Here is a 16,714-nt window from a genome sequence, read left to right as displayed (position 1 = left end):
CACAACCGGTGCGGCTAGTCTTTTCCCCAACCGCTGACGACCGTCGGGCGCAGCTGGAACTGTACCCGGCGCTCTCCAGGAGCGCGATAGGGGTATTCTTCCACTCCGAGATACTTCTTGGCGAGGCGGTTGATCCCGGCGCCGGCGCCCTCCTCCTCGCTAACGACTTGGACCACGCGGCCGCGCAGGCCGAGATTGCGGTAGGGGTTTTCAGAATCAACGACGCTGAGCGCGACCGGGCTGCCGAGGCGCAGCACGTTGGCCTTGGTCCGTCCCTCTGCTGTGTTGAGAATGATATCCTCACCTTCTAGGTCGACCCACATCGCGGAAACGTGAGGAGTGCCGTCTGGCAAGACGATGCCGACATGAACGAGCACGGGTTTCTCCAGTAACTGGCGCTCCTTCGCGGTCAACTGCCGATGCGCAACTGTCATATTTGGATGTTGCAGGGGCATTTTATTTTCCTCCTTTCGTGATGCGCTAAGTCAAATGGGCGCCAGCGACGCCTCAGAACTCTTGCAGCAGTCGCCCTCCGCCCAGTAAAGCTTCGTCGAATCCGTTTTCCCGCAGCGCGTACCAGAAAGTCACCGGGTTGATCCCAAGGATCGGAATCCCGACCACGGGCTCCAACTTCTCCGTAACGTCAATCAAGCTCATGTTTGTTCCGCATTGAACCACCGCATCCAGGTTATTTTTGTTATTTGCCAAGAGCTCGACGATAGCTTTTTCCTTGGCCCAGTCCGGAACATGCGCGATATGAAGCGCATTGGCGCAGCAGAAGCCAACACTCGACACGACTTCAAAGCCCAATTCTTCGAACATCTGCGTCGCAAACTCGTTTCCTTTCTTATCGAACGGAGTTAAAAGGCCGACTCTCTTGGCTCGGTATCTTTTCAATGCCGCTAAAATGGCATCATGCCAGGCGGCCCAAGACAGGCCGGAGTACGCCTCGATCTCGAGCATGGGCGCCCGGATTGCTTCGATGCCGCCAAGAATATGTTCCAGACTCATGCCCATGATCATGTACTGTGGCTGCGCCAACAAACCGGCATCGACGGCCGACTTCAGGCCACCCAAGAACGGGCTCTTGTACTCCAGCAGATCTTCTTCATTTTCCAACCGCGGGTTGGACGTAATAACATTCGTGGTGTGAAGGCCGATCCCTCTTAATCCGCGTGGGCCTTGGTTTTTGAAAATAATGCTCCAAAGATCGTGCTCCATGCTGGTATTCGTAGCGGGAATCACCAGTCCGAACTTCCTTCTGAAACTCCGAACATCGGGATATCCCCGGGAGACATCGATCTCACCGTAGCCATCGGCTTTCTTGCCATTGTGAACCACGCCGGGAGGAGCCAAAGCCGGCATCGGTGCAAGATTGACATCCGGCATGGTGATCTTTTTGCTGGATAGATTTCCGATGATCGTCTTGACTTCTGGGCTTTTCAAGATGCGATGCCTCTGACTGTCAGTGTCCGACCGCAGCCTCTGTTTACGTGCGAACCGCGTTGCTTCCGCGACTACCGTTAGATTAGCACAATCCGACCTCGCCGGAAGTAGCATTTTTAAGATACCTCACACCGGATTGATTCATGCGTTGTGGAAACCACGCGCTGTCGATCGAGGTGAAACTCTTCCGGAGTGAAAATAAGAGGCCTGCGCTTTAACGCGCCTTATGCAAGACGCGACCGTTCGGTCGCACCATCGCTCCTCCAGAGTTTCACCTCAATCGCCCGGTGCAGAGGAAAGTTCAAGCATTGTTTCGGCTCGGTCGGCGCGCGCCGCGATCTTTGCGTTGACAGGCTTCCGCCGCGGTGATAGCGCTGACTGAATTCTTTGTCGCGGAGGAACAATTTATGGCAAAGCTGCGCCACTTGGCTTTACTGACGCGCCAACCGGATAAGCTGGCGGAATATTACAAAAAAGTTTTCGACATGAAGGAGATGTATCGAACGAAAAATGGCTCGGTGCATCTGTCCGACGGCGAGGTCAATCTAGCGATTCTTAACGCCAACGATCCCAAAGAGCCGGGCCATGCGGATGGCCTCTATCATTTCGGTTTTCATGTGGAAGATGCACAGGAAACCACTAAGCGCATCAGTGAAGTTTATCCAGCCGGCGCGCCAAAGGATCGCATTGCCACTTATGCTGAAGGCCGCTGCGCCGATCCCGACGGCAATTTGATCGATATCTCGACGACGGGTTGGGGGCCGGTGCGGCGGAATGATCTGTAAAAACTAGAACAGCTACTGCACTCGCTGAGTATAGTCTCTTCTTCCTCTCCCTCTGGGAGAGCATAGAGGGCACTTGTGGCACGATCCTGTCATGCTTCGAGCAGCCTCAGCCCCGGATCAGGTCCGGGGCAGGCTCTAACCCTCTCCCAAAAGGACGAGGGAACTCGGAATTCCTCTCGTAGTAAAAATGAAAATCGGCCTGTTCACCGAATTCTCCTATCCGGGTAAAACCGAGCAGCAGCTTTACGCCGAAGTGCTCGAGCAGATCGCGCTGGCCGATCAGCTCGGCTACGACTTCTTTTCGATCACGGAGAGCTTTGGCAAAGATTTATTTTCCTGCTCGCCGTTTCCGCTGGGTCTCTACGTCGCCGCGGCGCAGACGGCGCGGCGCATTCGTTTTCTGACCGGAATCATCAGCATGCCGATTCACCATCCGGCGATGTTGGCGAGCCAAGTAGCCGCGGCGGATTTGTTGACCAACGGCCGCATCATGCTCGGCATCGGCCGCGGCCACCCGTGGGTGATCAGCCGCATGAACGTCAATCCGGCCGAAAGCGCGCCGCGGTTCGAAGAAGGCATTCGCATGCTGATCGAGTTGTTCAAAGGCGATTACGTTGAAAAACTCGACGGAAAATATTGGCAGGTGCGCGATTTCAAACTGAGCCCACCGGCGGTGCAGCAGCCCCATCCGCCGATCTACACGGCGGCGGCGACCACGCCGGAGAGTGCGAAGTTTGCCGGCGTAGTGGGTCAAGGTCTGGTGCAGCCGGGCTATCTCGGCATTCCATTCGACCTCGTGCGCGGTTTGACCGAGACCTACCGAAAGAATTTACCGGCGGGTTCTAAGAGTGATGTCGTGCTAGGAATTCACTGCCACGTCGCCGCCAGCCGCGAAGAGGCGATCGAAAACGGCGCCCTCGCCCTATCGTCGCAGGCGGATGTCTTTTTGCGCGGCCGACTGAGCCGCCCAGTGCAGACCGAAACCATTCACACGTATGCGACGAAGAGCGCGTCGCGTGAGGCCTTCGAGAAACTTTGCACACTGGAAAAGGCTAAAGCTGCCGTCGCGGCCGAAGGGCCGAACGTCATGGCGGTCTGGGGCACGCCGGATGAGTGTATTGAAAAGATCGAGTTCTATGTCAACGCGATGCAGCCGGAGCAGGTCATGCTCAACATTGCGTCGGGCAGTTTGGACCAGGCAAAGACGCTGAAGGCGATGCGGCTCTTCGCGGAGAAAGTGCTACCTCATTTGCACTGATCTCTGGGTAGAGATGGAGACATCACCGCTGGCGGACCCTGCCCACCGGCGCGATTTGTTTGACTTTGGCGGTTTTTTCCTTTAGACAATCAAATTCCGGGAAAAAACTATGAAATATGCAGTAATCAGAACAGGCGGCAAGCAATACCGCGTGGCCGAGGGTGAGGTCGTCAAAATCGAAAAGCTCGACGGCGACGTCGGCGCGACGGTGACGCTCGGCGACGTGTTGTTCGTTGGCGGCAACGACGACGTGAAGATCGGCACGCCGCTGGTTGCCAACGCCAAAGTGACCGGCGAGATCGTCGGTCAGGTGCGGGCGAAAAAGATCCGCGTGTTCAAAAAGAAACGGCGCAAGAGCTACAGCCGGCAACAGGGTCACCGCCAGTATCAAACCGCGCTAAAAATCACCGCGATCGAAGCGTAGTTCAGGAGTCAGTCATGGCACATAAGAAAGCAGGCGGCAGTTCAAGAAACGGGCGCGATAGCCAAGGGCAGCGGCGCGGCGTCAAAGTGTTTGGCGGCGAAACCGTGCGCGCCGGCAATATTCTTGTGCGCCAGCTCGGCACTAAGATTCATCCGGGCCAGAACGTCGGCGTGGGGCGTGACTTTACGCTTTTCGCTCTCACCGACGGCATCGTGAAATACGGCCGCTACGACAAAACCCGTAAGAAAGTGGATGTCCTGCCGGCCCAATAAGTTGGGCGTGATACGATCTGAAAAGCCCCGCAAGGGGCTTTTTTTTTGGCTGCGGCTTCAACGATAAATGGGGTGCGTCGGATGTTTTTCGTAGGGGCGACCGGCTGGCCGCCTTCCGAGCGCGGGCGAATGCCGCGATTTCATGGTATTGTGCTTTAAGAAGCCAGCGTCCAGCGGTTGCAGACTGTAATGAAGTTCATCGACGAAACCCGAATCAAGGTGAAAGCCGGCGACGGTGGACGCGGGTGTGTGAGTTTCCGTCGGGAGAAATTCGTGCCGCGCGGCGGGCCGAGCGGCGGCAACGGCGGCGATGGCGGCAGCGTCATTGCTGTCGCCGAGCCGGGCATGACCACTTTGCTCGATCTGCGCTACCAAAAACACTACGAAGCCAAGCGCGGCCAGCACGGCATGGGCAGCGATTGCGATGGCCGGCGCGGCGATGACCGCATGATCCCGGTGCCAGTGGGCACGATCATTCGTGACGCGGCAACCGGCGAATTGCTGGGCGATCTCAAGGAGCCGGGGCTGCGTGCCGTGGTCGCCGTCGGCGGGCGCGGCGGCAAAGGTAACAAACACTTCGCCACATCGACCCATCAGGGCCCCAAGTTCGCCCAACCTGGTTTACCCGGCGAAGAAAAAGAACTTTACATCGAGCTTCGCTTGCTGGCCGATGTCGGCATTATCGGTCTGCCGAACGCCGGCAAGTCGACGCTGATTTCGGTGATTTCGGCGGTGCGTCCGAAAATCGCCGACTATCCGTTTACCACCCTGGTGCCGAATCTCGGCGTGGTTGCTTACGACCACAAGAGCTTCGTTGTGGCTGACATTCCCGGGTTGATCGAAGGCGCGCACGAAGGGCAGGGGCTCGGCGATAAGTTTCTGCGCCATGTTACGCGCACGAGTCTGTTGATTCACTTGATTGACGCGTCGCAAATCGACGAAGACGATCCGCTAGCGCAATGGACCATCATCAATCGCGAGCTGGAACTCTTCGATCCGGAGTTAGCTCAGAAGCCGCAAATCGTGGTTGCCAATAAAGTTGACCTGCCCGAAGGCAGGCAAAAGGCCAAGTTGTTTGCCAAGAAACTGCCGAAAGCCGATCGCCCGCTGCACATGATTTCAGCGGCAACCACGGAAGGCGTGCAAGCATTGGTGCATCTGGTCGGACGAAGGCTCGATACGATGAAGCAGCAGCCGGTCGAAAATGAATATGACGCAGCGCGAGCATAAGCAAAAAATCCTGCGCCGCGCGCGCCGCGTAGTTGTCAAGATCGGCAGCCAGATTCTTTCGTCCAGCGATGGCATTGAAGAGGCGCGGCTCAAATCTTTGGTGCGAGATCTCTCATCGCTGCACGACGACAAGAAATCGCTGGTGGTCGTGAGCTCAGGCGCCGTGGCGGCGGGCATGACGCGGCTCGGCCGCAAAGAGCGGCCAAAGACGATTCCTGAAAAACAGGCGTTGGCAGCGGTGGGACAGATCAAGCTGATGGCGCTCTACGAGCGGGCTTTTTCCAAATTCGACAAGAGCGTCGCACAGGTGCTTTTGACTGCTGACGATCTGGCCAACCGGCAGCGCTACATCAACGCCAAGCACACGTTTCAGATGCTGTTGGAGTCGTCGATCATCCCCATCGTAAACGAGAACGACACGGTCGCGGTCGAGGAGATGAAATTTGGCGACAACGATAATCTGTCGTCGCTGGTGGCGACGCTGCTGGAGGCGGACCTGCTGGTGATTCTCAGCGACGTGCAGGGAGTCTATGATCGCGACCCGCGGGCGCACAAAGATGCCCAGTTGATTCCATTGATCGACGATATCAAAGACGCAATGCGGCGCATCGGCGGGGCGAGCCAAACCCAGTTTGGCACGGGCGGCATCGCGACCAAGCTGGGCGCTGCGGAAAAAGCCGCGGCGGCGGGCATTCCGACGATTATCACCAGCGGCTTACAAGCCAACGTGCTCGCCAAAGTGTTTTCCGATGACGAAGTCGGCACGCTGGTGATCCCGGACGACAACCGGCTCGCCAGTATCAAGCACTGGATGGCCTATAACCCGAAACCGGCCGGCGATTTGGTCGTCGATCAAGGGGCGCACGAGGCCGTGACGCAGAAGGGCAAGAGCTTATTGCCGTCTGGACTGAAGGAAGTGCGCGGCGCCTTTGGCGTCGGCGATTGCGTGCGTTGTTTAGACTTGCAGGGACAAGAATTTGCGCGCGGTCTGGTCAACTACAGCTCGACGGAGTTGAATCAGATCAAGGGATTGCATACAAGCAAAATTGACGAAGTGCTAGGCTATAAAGGCTACGACGAGATTATTCATCGCGATTATTTGGTGCTCTTACAAGAAGGCAATAGGCAGCACGCTGCTAAAGACTCGTGAGAATGCTTCGACGAGTTCAGCATGAACGGATTTTTCAACGCTCTTAACCTCTGATCCGTTCGCCCTGAGCCGAGTCGAAGGGCTCCGAGGAGTTTGTCAGCGTAAAAGACAATAGTTGGAATCCCGTGAGCAATTCATTGAGAGATGAAGCGGTCGAACTAGGCAAGCGCGCCCAGGCCGCATCGCGCAAGCTGGCGGTGGTTTCGTCCGAGGAGAAGAATCGCGCGCTGGTTCTGATGGCGGACGCTCTTGAAGCGCGGTCGGAGTTTTTGCTTGCCGAAAATCAGAAAGATCTCGACGCGGCAAAAAAGGCGGAAATTTCGTCGGCAGTGCTCGATCGCATTGCGCTCAATCCCAACCGTGTGAAGGCGATGGCCAAAGGGCTGCGCGACGTGCTTGCGCTGCCCGATCCGGTGCGCGAAGTCACCAAGATGTGGCGCCGGCCCAACGGCTTGCAAGTGGGGCGCATGCGCATTCCGCTCGGCGTGATCGGCATCATTTATGAAGCGCGCCCCAACGTGACGGCTGATGCAGCGGCGTTGTGTTTGAAGTCCGGCAACACGGTCATTTTGCGCGGCGGTAGCGAAGCGCAGTTTTCGAATCGTGCGATAGGCCAGGTGCTGAGCGAGGCTTGCGCCCAAAGCAAGATTCCGCAACACGCAATCCAGGTCGTGCAGACCATCGATCGCCAGCTCGTCCATGAATTACTGCAATTAGAAGAATATCTCGACCTGATCATTCCGCGCGGCGGCGAAGATCTGATCCGCGCCGTCGTTGCCAATTCCAAAGTCCCGGTGATCAAGCATTACAAAGGTGTCTGTCATGTTTACGTCGATGCCGATGCTGACTTGGCAATGGCTGAGCGCATCGCATTGAACGCCAAGGTGCAACGGCCATCGGTGTGCAACGCGATGGAGACTTTGTTGGTGCATGAAGCGGTGGCGCCGAAGTTTTTGCCAAGCGGTGTGGCTAAGTTGCAGGCCGCAGGGGTGGAAGTTCGCGGCTGTGAAAAGACCGTTGCACTCGTTCCGGGAATCAAGAAAGCAAGCGAAGAAGACTGGTCGACCGAGTATCTCGAATTGATTCTTTCGGTTCGTGTCGTGAGAGACATGGACCAAGCGATCGAGCACATCGAAAAATATGGCTCGGAGCACACCGAAAGCATCATCACGACTAATTATCAGCGCTCGCGCGAGTTCATCGACCGTGTAAATTCTTCGGCGGTGATGGTCAATGCTTCAACGCGCTTCAATGACGGCGGCGAGCTGGGCCTCGGCGCGGAAATCGGCATCAGTACGAGCAAGATTCACGCCTTCGGGCCGATGGGATTGGAAGAGCTGACGACTACGAAATTTATCGTGTTTGGCGAAGGCCAAGTGAGAGAGTAAACTCGGAATAGGAAACAAACGCGGAAACATGAAAACGGAAAACGGCAAGGCTCAGACGCAGAAAAATAATCCAATGTCGCCGTTCCCCAATGTCCGTTTTCCGCTTTTCGCTTTCCGCTTTCATAATTCCTACTTCTCTGGTGTGGCGTGAGGATTGGACTTTTCGGCGGCACCTTCGATCCGATTCATTGGGGTCACTTGCGCAGCGCGGAGGAAGTCAGCGAGACCTACAAGCTCGACCGGGTTTATTTCATTCCTGCTTCCATTCCACCGCATAAGCGGGGTCAGACCACGACTTTGGCGCGCCACCGGCTGCAAATGGTTCGCCTGGCGGTGGCAAACAATCCCCGCTTCGCTGTCTCTACTGTCGAGATCTCTCGCCCTGGAGTGTCGTTCACGGTCGACACCATCCGTGAATTCGCTGGCAATCTCGGCAAAGGCGACTCGCTGTTTTTTATCATCGGCTTGGATGCCTTTCGCGAGATCGGTTCCTGGTGGGAGTACAAGGAAATTTTTCCGCTCTGTAATTTTATTGTGACCTCGCGCCCCGGCAGCAAGGAAAGTGATCCGTTGCGCGGCACCGGCATTGCTGTGCGCAGGCTGTTTTGTTATGACCCAAAACAGAAAAACTACGTGCACAAAAGTGGCAGGAGAGTCTATTTCATCGAGTTGACCGATATCGCGATCTCCGCCTCAGAAGTTCGGGCCCTCGTGGCTAGGGGCAAATCGGTGCGTTACCTGATTCCCTCTTCGGTGGGAAAATACATTAAGGCGCATCGCCTTTATCGAGCGCAGCGTTAACCACTAGGCTAAGATGGACACCAAAGAAAAGGCTCTTCGTTTGTGCGGCTACGCGCTGGAGAAGAAGGCGGTTGACCTGGTGTTGCTGGAGGTCAATGAGCTGACTTCGATCGCCGACTATTTTATCATCTGCTCGGGCCGCTCCGACCGGCAGGTACAAAGCATCGCCCAAGGTGTCGAAGAGGGTGCGCGTAGCGACGGCGAGCGGGCGCTGGCGGTGGAAGGTGTCGGCCGCGGCCACTGGGTGCTGATGGATTTCTCCGATGTCGTGCTGCATGTCTTCTACGAACCGGTCCGCAAGTTCTACGATCTCGATGGTCTTTGGGACCAGGCGCCGCGGGTGCAATTGCCAGAAGCTTACTCCAAACTCGCTGAACAGTTTCAAAGCGCTGAAGAAGCGTAACTCCTCCATTCTCCTCGCCAAAGAAAGGCTTGGCGACGTCCCTGGTGCTAGCTATAATTCAACTTGAAAGGAAACTCCCGTGAGCAAGCTAGTTGAACCAGTGGTCCTCATTATCCTCGATGGTTTCGGCATCAACCCGCGCAAAGAAGGCAACGCGATTGCCAACGCGGCGATGCCTAATTTTAATGAATTCTTGCGCAAGTATCCGACCGCGACTCTTTCCATGTCCGGTGTCGATGTCGGTTTGCCCGCCGGCCAGATGGGCAATTCCGAAGTCGGCCACATGATTCTCGGCGCCGGCCGGGTCGTCTATCAAGACCTCACGCTAATCCACAAAGACATCGACGAGGGCAAGTTCTTTCACAACGAAGTGTTGCTCGCGGCGATGCGCAAAACTAAAGCCGATGGTGGCCGGCTGCATTTGATGGGCCTGTTAGGCGACGGCGGTGTGCATAGCCATCAGCTGCATATGGAAGCGCTGCTCGAGATGGCCAAGCGCGAGAAAGTCGGCACAGTTTATCTGCATCTGTTTCTCGACGGCCGCGATACGCCGCCCACCAGCGCTGAGCAGTTCATGCTCGATCTGAACGAGAAGCTGAAGAACTTTCCCGATGCCAAAATCGCCACGGTCAGCGGACGCTATTATGCGATGGACCGTGACAAGCGTTGGGATCGCGTCGAGAAAGCCTATCAATGCTTAACCGAAGGTGTGGGGAACAAGGCAGCTTCCGCTTTGGAAGCGATTCGCAACAGCTATAGGGAAAAAGTCACGGACGAATTCGTATTGCCGACGGCGATCACGAGCAACGTTCCCGATGGTTTGGTGCGCGACGGCGACAGCATCATCTTTTTTAACTTCCGCGCCGACCGGGCGCGTGAGTTGACGCGCGCCTTTGTCGATGAGGCGTTTAGCGATTTTCCGCGCCGGCGCCGCATCGGTCTCGGCTCTTATACGACCATGACGCAGTACGACGAAACGATCAAAGTGCCGATGGCGTACCCACCGCGTGAGGTGAGAAAAATCATCGGCGAAGTCGCGAGTGGCGCCGGAGTCAAGCAATTGCGCATTGCTGAAACGGAAAAGTATGCGCACGTGACTTATTTCTTCAACGGCGGCGAAGAGAATAAATTTCCAGGGGAAGAGAGAATTCTGATCCCGTCACCCAAAGATGTCGCGACCTACGATTTGAAGCCGGAAATGAGCGCTCGTCCCGTGACCGAAGCTTTGGTCAAGCACCTGCGCGAGCAGGACGTCGGCTTGGTGATCTGCAACTATGCCAACGCCGACATGGTCGGCCACACCGGCAATTTCGAAGCATCGGTGAAAGCCTGCGAAGTGATCGATGAATGTCTCGGCAAAGTGGTCGACGCGGTGCACAGCAAGAAAGGCCGCGTCGTGATCACCGCCGATCACGGCAACATCGAGCAATTGATCGATTACGACACCGGCATGGCGCACACCGCGCATACGACCAACCGCGTCCCGGTGATTCTCGTCGACGAAGCCCGCCAGAGATGCAAGCTAAAAGAAGGGACGGCCATCGACGTGGCGCCGACAGTGATGCAACTTCTCGGATTGCCGTTACCGTCTGAAATGACTGGGAGGTCTTTGATCGTGGAAGCTTAACAGTGCAACCGCTGAGCGCCCTCGCCATCGCTGTTTGACCGCAGGCCTATTGATGGCTATTATAGCCATATGAAGAAAGCCGGAATCGCCGCTCTTAAGAATAATCTTTCGCGCTATCTGGACCAGGTTAAAAGTGGCGAGTCCATTTTGGTGATGGATCGCAACCAACCTGTGGCGAAAATCGTTCCTTTGCAGGGTTCGTCGCGAGCTTTGCTCGCACCGGAAGAGCGCCTCGCGCGGCTAGAACGAAAAGGCCTTGTTCGCCGTGGTTCGTCAGGTGATCGTGCTTGGTTGCTCAAACGTCCCTTGGCACGGGTCGAAGAAAGCGTGCTGAAAGATCTGTTGAATGAACGTCGGAGTGGCTGGTGAGGTTTTGGGACACATCCGCGATTATTCCGCTTTTTATTGCCGAACGAGGATCTACTCGCGTTCAGAGTTGGTATAGGCAAGACTCCGAAATAGTGGTCTGGACGCTTACGCGGGTGGAGTTGCTTTCTGCGATTGCGAGAAGACGCAGAGAAGAACCGCAAGCCGCGGCTGCTTTGAGTGTGGCTCGGCGCGATCTGCTGCGAGCCTGGGATCAGTGGTCTGAAGTGACAGCCGTTGAAATCACTCGGCAATTGGCGGAGCGGCTCATCGAGAGTCACCCATTGCGCGCTGCAGACGCGCTTCAAGTTGGGGCCGCACTTGTCGCCGCGGAACACGATCCCACCAGTTTCGAGTTCGTGACGTTCGATCGCAACTTAGCCAACGCCGCAGAACGTGAAGGGTTTTCAGTTCTTGGGCCATGATCCCGTAGGCTTACCGACTCGGCGCTTCGAATAACTGAACCTCCTGTCAGTACTTGTCGATGATATCAATACGATCCGCTGGTTCGCAAATAAATAGAGCGATTAACCTTCAGTCCTTCGTTCAAACTGCCGCTGCGAAAGCCTTGCAGGTCGAGACTGATGTACTTGAAACCAACGGCTTTGAACTTCTCGACGATGGCGCTGCGCAGATCTTTGTCGAAAAGCCGGTCCAGTTCGGTTTGCGCGACTTCGATGCGTGCCAAGTCGCCGTGGTAGCGGACGCGGAACTCACGGAAGCCTTTTTCTTTGAGAAAAATTTCGCAGGCGCCGACCCGTTTGAGTTTCGCCAAATCGATCGCGGTGCCGTATGGGAAGCGCGATGACAAACAGGGGCTCGATGGTTTATTCCAGGTCGGCAGGTCGAGCGCGCGGCTGTAGCGGCGGATGTCGTCTTTAGTCATCTCGGCTTCGACCAGCGGATGTTGCACATGCCACTGCTCGGCGGCCTTGAGGCCGGGACGGTGGTCTTTCAAGTCATCCAAATTGGTGCCGTCGAAGATGGTTTCAATGCCGATTTTGTCGGCTTCTTCACGGCAGATGCGATAAAGCTCGTCTTTGCAGAAAAAACAGCGGTTCACCGGATTCTGCGCGTAGAAGGGATTGTCCAGCTCGTGGGAGTCGAGCACGATGTGCTGACAACCGAGCTGTTGGACGAACGCTTTGGCAGATTCTAATTCGCCGGGCGGCACGCTGGCCGACGAAGCGGTCAGCGCGACGGCACGGGAGCCGAGTGTGTCGTGAGCTACTTTGAGCAGGAAGGTGGAATCAACGCCAGCGGAGAAGGCGATGAGCGCGCGCCGGGCTTTATGCAGGATCGCTTCTAGTTGCTGGTATTTTGCATCCATCGCTTGTTGTGAAACAGATCCGTGCTGAGATAGTGTTCGCCCTTATCGGCGAACACCGTCACGACCACATGACCTTTGCCGAGTTTGCGCGCGACTTTCAGCGCAGCGCAGCAGGCGGCGCCGGAAGAAATGCCGACGAGGATGCCTTCCTCAGCCGCCAAGCGCCGTGCATATTGGGTCGCGTCGTCGTCGCTGACGGCGATGACTTCGTCGAGCAATTGGCGATTGAGCACCGCCGGCACGAAGCCGGCGCCGATGCCTTGGATCTTATGATAGCCCGGTTCGCCGCCGGAGATGACCGGGGAATTCGCAGGCTCTACGGCACAGATGCGCACGCCTTTCATCTTTTCTTTGAGCACCTCGCCGACGCCGGTAATGGTGCCGCCGGTGCCAACCCCGGCGACAAAAGCATCGATGCGTTTGAATTGTTTCAAGAGCTCCTGCGCAGTGGTTTTGCGATGCATTTCCGGGTTGGCCGGGTTGTTGAATTGCTGCGGCATGAAGTATTCTGGATGTTCCTGCAAGAGTTCTTCGGCTTTGTGAATCGCACCGCCCATGCCCTTGGTGTCGGGCGTCAGCACCAAGTGGGCGCCGTAGGCTGCTAGCAGGCTGCGACGTTCTTCGCTCATGGTGTCGGGCATGGTGAGTATCAAACGATAGCCTTTCACTGCCGAGATCAACGCTAGGCCAATGCCGGTGTTGCCGCTGGTGGGCTCGACAATCGTCGCGCCGGGTTTGAGCTTGGCGGCGCGCTCGGCAGTCTCGATCATGTTGAGGCAGATGCGGTCCTTGACCGAGCCACCCGGGTTGAAAGATTCTAACTTTGCCCACACCTCGGCGCTGTCCTTGTCAGGGAGACAGCGCAATTTGACAACGGGAGTGGTACCGATGAGGTCGATGACCGACCGATGACCGTTATTGCTGGCCACGATACTTCGCTCTTTCTCCGCGGGGAATCTTAGACTGGACTGCAACTAATGCTATATTCTGGTCCGGCCGTTGTCAATGAAACTACCTCTGAAGGCGCATTCGTTGGAAACTCCGCAGCGCGTTTGTGTGTTGTTTCCGGGCGCGTTGGGCGATTTCATTTGCCTGCTCCCCGCGCTACATCATCTAGCGCGACAAGCGCCGCTCGATGTGTTTGCCCGTCACGCATACGCCGACCTGGTACGTGAAGAGATCCGAGTCTATTCTATTGAACGCCCGGAGATCGCTCGACTCTTCGTCGACGGCGCAGCCGCGGAGGACCGGGTGGGCGATTTCTTTGCTTGCTATCGGAGGGTTTACTCGTGGACTGGAAGCGGCCAGCCGGTCTTTCGTGAGCAACTCCGGCTGGTCGCGGAAAGCGACGTTTATCCCTTTCGTCCGTCCCAAGCGTCGCAACATCAAGCAGACTATTACTTCTCTTGTGTTGCGGGCGCGGCGGCTGCACCACTTCCTAATATTCCGTTGCCGCCGGCGGCATTGACTTGGTGGCATGACTACGCCAATGAGCATGGGCTCGGTAGCCGGCCCTTGCTCGTCCTGGCGCCGGGCAGCGGCGCGCTGGAGAAGAATTGGCCGGCGTCTTCTTTCGCCGTAGTGGCCGACTGGTGGCGCCGTGAAAAAAAGGGCCAAGTGCTCATGTTGCTGGGCCCGGTGGAGGCGGAGCGTGGCAGCCCCGACGGATCGAACATGCTGGTCTTGCGTTCGCCCACCCTCGGCCAAGCCGCGGCATTGTTGGCGCACTGCGAGAGCTATCTCGGCAACGATAGCGGCATGAGCCACTTGGCAGCTGCCGTGGGCGCACCGACGGTGGCTTTGTTTGGACCGTCGGACCCCTCCCAGTGGGCGCCGCGAGGGCGAGCCGTGGAAGCATTATCTCTGCATGTCGAATGCGCACCCTGCAGTGGGCCGGTCATGAAGAGCTGTCCCCATCGCAAATGCCTAACACTGCTAACGCCTGATATGGTCATCGCGCGGCTGAGGCAGCAGACCGTGATCCGCTGAGAATCCTCTGTTTCGAATGCTTGGTCGCTAACCGCCAGGACGGCTTGCTGCGCCACTCAAGTTTCCCTAAACTTGACAAGGTTAGGGGTCACAGATTAGAGTTTGAATCGATTTCGCTAGCTGATTTTAGTTGCGGTTCTCAAAAAACCTTGTGTATACAGTCTGTGACCGGCGGGGCTAACTCGGTGGTCGATTAATGCTGCCTGGAAATCCGCTGCTGGAAGCAGCCGCGGGGACGTTTCCAGGCTTTTTTGCTCTAAAGGGATGGTTTTATGGCTGAAGAGGAGATCAAAGGAAAAGGGTTCACGGTGCAGGATCGCCGTCGTTTTACCGATTCGGGCGATGCTAAAGCAGACACCGCCGAGACCGTGGCTTCCGCCGCTAGTCAGCCCCCACCGAGCGCGACTGCGACCACGGCAACCGACCCGCACCGTGACGATCCGTTGCCGGAGATTAATTTCTCTACGTTTGTCGTCAGCTTAAGCACACAGGCGTTGATGCATTTGGGTGAGATCCCCAACCCGGCCAACGGTAACCTTGAGCAGGACATCCCGGTGGCCAAACAGATGATCGATCTTGTCGCCATGCTCAAGGATAAGACCAAAGGCAATTTGACCCACAATGAAGATAAGCTGATCGAGGATATTCTGTTCGATTTGCGCATGCGGTACGTGGAGCGGGTGAAGCAGAAATAGGAGTGTCGATGAACTTGAAAAACCTGTGGAGTGAGAACTTTAGCACCAAAGCGGTGGTGTTGGTGGCATTGGTTTCTTTGGCCATTGGCCTGGGCATTAGCGGTAGCTTGGACTGGTTGGCGCCGACCCGGGCCAACCTCATGGGCGAGGCGGCAACGCCAGAAGTTCGTGGCGGGCTACCCGATTTCGTTTCGCTGGCCAAACGGATGAAGCCGCTGGTTGTCAATATCTCGACCACCGCTGTGAGCGAAGGCCGCGGCGGTGGCGGACAGGACTTTGGCAGCCCGTTCGGTGAAGAAGATCCGTTCAATGATTTTTGGCGGCGCTTTTTTGGTGGACCCGGCGGGCCGGGCGGGCCCGGATCGCGCGGACCGCAGCGCCAGCGCAGTTCGGGTTCGGGCTTTATCATCGATCGCGACGGCTCCATTCTTACTAATAATCACGTTGTCGAAAATGCCCAAAAGATCGTCGTCAAGCTGTCCGACGACAGCGAGCATGAGGCCAAGGTGGTGGGCCGTGACCCCAAGACCGACATCGCCGTGATCAAGATCGAAGCCAAGACCTCCTTGCCCGTGGCTGTATTGGGCGACTCCGATAAACTTGAAGTCGGCGAATGGGTCGTGGCGATCGGCAACCCGTTTGGTCTCGACAGCACCGTGACCTCAGGCATCGTCAGCGCGAAGGGGCGGCACATTAACGCTGGGCCCTATGATAATTTTATCCAGACCGATGCATCGATCAACCCGGGCAATTCCGGCGGGCCCTTGATCAACTTGCGCGGCGAAGTGGTTGGCATCAACACGGCGATCTTTACGCGCAGCGGCGGCAACATCGGGATTGGCTTTGCTATCCCAGTCAATCTGGTGAAAGAACTCCTGCCGCAGCTGCGTGGCAAAGGCAAAGTGACGCGCGGTTATCTGGGCGTGCTAATTCAGAAAGTCACGCCCGAAATCGCCGACAGCCTGGGCATGGAGCGCGGCTACGGCGCGCTGGTGGCCAATGTTTCCAAGGATGGGCCGGCGGAGAAAGCCGGCGTCAAGGTTGGCGACGTCATTGTCGAATTCGACGGCAAGGAAGTCAAAGACTCATCCGAGCTGCCGATCATCGTGGCGCGCACGGCGGTGGAGAAAAAAGTCCGCATGAAGGTGCTACGCGACAAGAAAGAAGTGATCCTCAACGTTGCGGTGGGTGAGCTCAAAGAGGAAGAAGTTGTCGCCTCGGCCCCGGAAAAAGGCGAGTTGGGTATGACGGTGCAGCGCTTGACGCCACAGGTGGCGGAGAGCTTGGGCCTGGAAAAGACCGAAGGCGTCGTCGTGACTCAGGTCGAGCCCGGGAGCGCCGCCGACGAAGCCGGCATTCGGCGCGGCGACGTTATCCTTGAGATCGACCGCAAGGCGGTGCGCAGCGTCGATGAATACAAGAAATCGGTGGCAACCATTCGCAAAGGACGCGGAGTGCTCTTCTTGGTTCGCCGGGGTGAGAGCACGCTGTTCTTGGCACTCAAGCCACAGAAATGAGGCAGCCGGTTCGCGGCAACGAACGAGACCCGG

The 16,714-nt window shown here is 56.9% G+C and carries 19 protein-coding genes; 15 read left to right on the top strand and 4 right to left on the bottom strand.

The window, feature by feature from the left end; translation table 11 throughout:
• Window positions 1-14: 14 nt before the first annotated feature.
• Together FJ145_07475 and FJ145_07470 are read right to left on the bottom strand one after the other, a co-directional pair.
• Window positions 15-455 carry a PPOX class F420-dependent oxidoreductase gene (locus tag FJ145_07475; protein ID MBM4261268.1) on the bottom strand — a complete coding sequence of 147 codons (441 nt, stop codon included), beginning with the start codon at window positions 453-455 and terminating at the stop codon, window positions 15-17.
• A 52-nt stretch (window positions 456-507) separates the two neighbouring features.
• Window positions 508-1,446 carry a hypothetical protein gene (locus FJ145_07470; protein ID MBM4261267.1) on the bottom strand — a complete coding sequence of 313 codons (939 nt, stop codon included), beginning with the start codon at window positions 1,444-1,446 and terminating at the stop codon, window positions 508-510.
• Window positions 1,447-1,853: 407 nt separating this feature from the next.
• Between FJ145_07470 and FJ145_07465 the strand changes: the two genes are divergently transcribed.
• The 12 genes from FJ145_07465 to FJ145_07410 all read left to right on the top strand — a co-directional run bounded on the left by FJ145_07465 (window position 1,854) and on the right by FJ145_07410 (window position 11,575).
• Window positions 1,854-2,231 (top strand): VOC family protein, encoded by a 378-nt coding sequence (locus FJ145_07465; protein ID MBM4261266.1) that lies wholly within the window; start codon window positions 1,854-1,856, stop codon window positions 2,229-2,231.
• A 187-nt stretch (window positions 2,232-2,418) separates the two neighbouring features.
• Window positions 2,419-3,489, top strand: coding sequence for an LLM class flavin-dependent oxidoreductase (locus FJ145_07460; GenBank protein MBM4261265.1), 1,071 nt, complete (start codon window positions 2,419-2,421; stop codon window positions 3,487-3,489).
• Window positions 3,490-3,598: 109 nt separating this feature from the next.
• Entirely contained in the window at window positions 3,599-3,913 is a 315-nt protein-coding gene (rplU, locus tag FJ145_07455; GenBank protein MBM4261264.1) for a 50S ribosomal protein L21, read from the top strand.
• Between the two features lie 14 nt (window positions 3,914-3,927).
• The gene (locus FJ145_07450) at window positions 3,928-4,185 is read left to right on the top strand and encodes a 50S ribosomal protein L27 (GenBank protein MBM4261263.1); all 258 of its coding nucleotides are present in this window, start codon (window positions 3,928-3,930) and stop codon (window positions 4,183-4,185) included.
• A 189-nt stretch (window positions 4,186-4,374) separates the two neighbouring features.
• Window positions 4,375-5,415: a GTPase ObgE gene (gene obgE / locus FJ145_07445; protein ID MBM4261262.1), complete on the top strand. Its 1,041-nt coding sequence runs from the start codon at window positions 4,375-4,377 to the stop codon at window positions 5,413-5,415.
• Complete coding sequence (proB, locus tag FJ145_07440) at window positions 5,396-6,565, top strand: glutamate 5-kinase (GenBank protein MBM4261261.1); 1,170 nt, start codon at window positions 5,396-5,398, stop codon at window positions 6,563-6,565. The genes obgE and proB overlap by 20 nt, the downstream gene beginning before the upstream one ends.
• A 125-nt stretch (window positions 6,566-6,690) precedes the next feature.
• Window positions 6,691-7,953 carry a glutamate-5-semialdehyde dehydrogenase gene (locus FJ145_07435; GenBank protein MBM4261260.1) on the top strand — a complete coding sequence of 421 codons (1,263 nt, stop codon included), beginning with the start codon at window positions 6,691-6,693 and terminating at the stop codon, window positions 7,951-7,953.
• 147 nt (window positions 7,954-8,100) lie between these two features.
• Window positions 8,101-8,754, top strand: a complete 654-nt coding sequence (locus FJ145_07430) for a nicotinate-nucleotide adenylyltransferase (protein ID MBM4261259.1) — start codon at window positions 8,101-8,103, stop codon at window positions 8,752-8,754.
• Between the two features lie 13 nt (window positions 8,755-8,767).
• Window positions 8,768-9,157, top strand: coding sequence for a ribosome silencing factor (gene rsfS, locus FJ145_07425; GenBank protein MBM4261258.1), 390 nt, complete (start codon window positions 8,768-8,770; stop codon window positions 9,155-9,157).
• A 79-nt stretch (window positions 9,158-9,236) separates the two neighbouring features.
• Window positions 9,237-10,784: a 2,3-bisphosphoglycerate-independent phosphoglycerate mutase gene (locus FJ145_07420; protein ID MBM4261257.1), complete on the top strand. Its 1,548-nt coding sequence runs from the start codon at window positions 9,237-9,239 to the stop codon at window positions 10,782-10,784.
• 69 nt (window positions 10,785-10,853) lie between these two features.
• Window positions 10,854-11,153 (top strand): type II toxin-antitoxin system prevent-host-death family antitoxin, encoded by a 300-nt coding sequence (locus FJ145_07415; GenBank protein MBM4261256.1) that lies wholly within the window; start codon window positions 10,854-10,856, stop codon window positions 11,151-11,153.
• Window positions 11,147-11,575, top strand: coding sequence for a type II toxin-antitoxin system VapC family toxin (locus FJ145_07410; protein ID MBM4261255.1), 429 nt, complete (start codon window positions 11,147-11,149; stop codon window positions 11,573-11,575). Before FJ145_07415 ends, FJ145_07410 begins: the two co-directional genes overlap by 7 nt.
• Before the next feature lie 65 nt (window positions 11,576-11,640).
• Here the strand turns inward: FJ145_07410 and larE are convergent, their stop codons facing one another.
• Both larE and cysK read right to left on the bottom strand, forming a co-directional pair.
• Window positions 11,641-12,480, bottom strand: a complete 840-nt coding sequence (gene larE, locus FJ145_07405; protein ID MBM4261254.1) for an ATP-dependent sacrificial sulfur transferase LarE — start codon at window positions 12,478-12,480, stop codon at window positions 11,641-11,643.
• Window positions 12,456-13,409 (bottom strand): cysteine synthase A, encoded by a 954-nt coding sequence (gene cysK / locus FJ145_07400; GenBank protein ID MBM4261253.1) that lies wholly within the window; start codon window positions 13,407-13,409, stop codon window positions 12,456-12,458. Before cysK ends, larE begins: the two co-directional genes overlap by 25 nt.
• Window positions 13,410-13,485: 76 nt before the next feature.
• Between cysK and FJ145_07395 the strand changes: the two genes are divergently transcribed.
• The 3 genes from FJ145_07395 to FJ145_07385 all read left to right on the top strand — a co-directional run bounded on the left by FJ145_07395 (window position 13,486) and on the right by FJ145_07385 (window position 16,681).
• Complete coding sequence (locus FJ145_07395; GenBank protein ID MBM4261252.1) at window positions 13,486-14,469, top strand: glycosyltransferase family 9 protein; 984 nt, start codon at window positions 13,486-13,488, stop codon at window positions 14,467-14,469.
• A gap of 272 nt (window positions 14,470-14,741) precedes the next feature.
• Window positions 14,742-15,164, top strand: a complete 423-nt coding sequence (locus FJ145_07390) for a DUF1844 domain-containing protein (protein ID MBM4261251.1) — start codon at window positions 14,742-14,744, stop codon at window positions 15,162-15,164.
• Window positions 15,165-15,172: 8 nt separating this feature from the next.
• Window positions 15,173-16,681 carry a DegQ family serine endoprotease gene (locus FJ145_07385; GenBank protein MBM4261250.1) on the top strand — a complete coding sequence of 503 codons (1,509 nt, stop codon included), beginning with the start codon at window positions 15,173-15,175 and terminating at the stop codon, window positions 16,679-16,681.
• The last annotated feature ends 33 nt before the right edge of the window (window positions 16,682-16,714 follow it).

It is taken from the genome of Deltaproteobacteria bacterium, assembly GCA_016874755.1.
GTDB lineage: Bacteria > Desulfobacterota > Binatia > UBA9968 > UBA9968 > DP-20.
The sequence above is the reverse complement of the archived record's forward strand: the minus strand, read 5'-3'. Positions and strand labels throughout refer to the sequence as shown.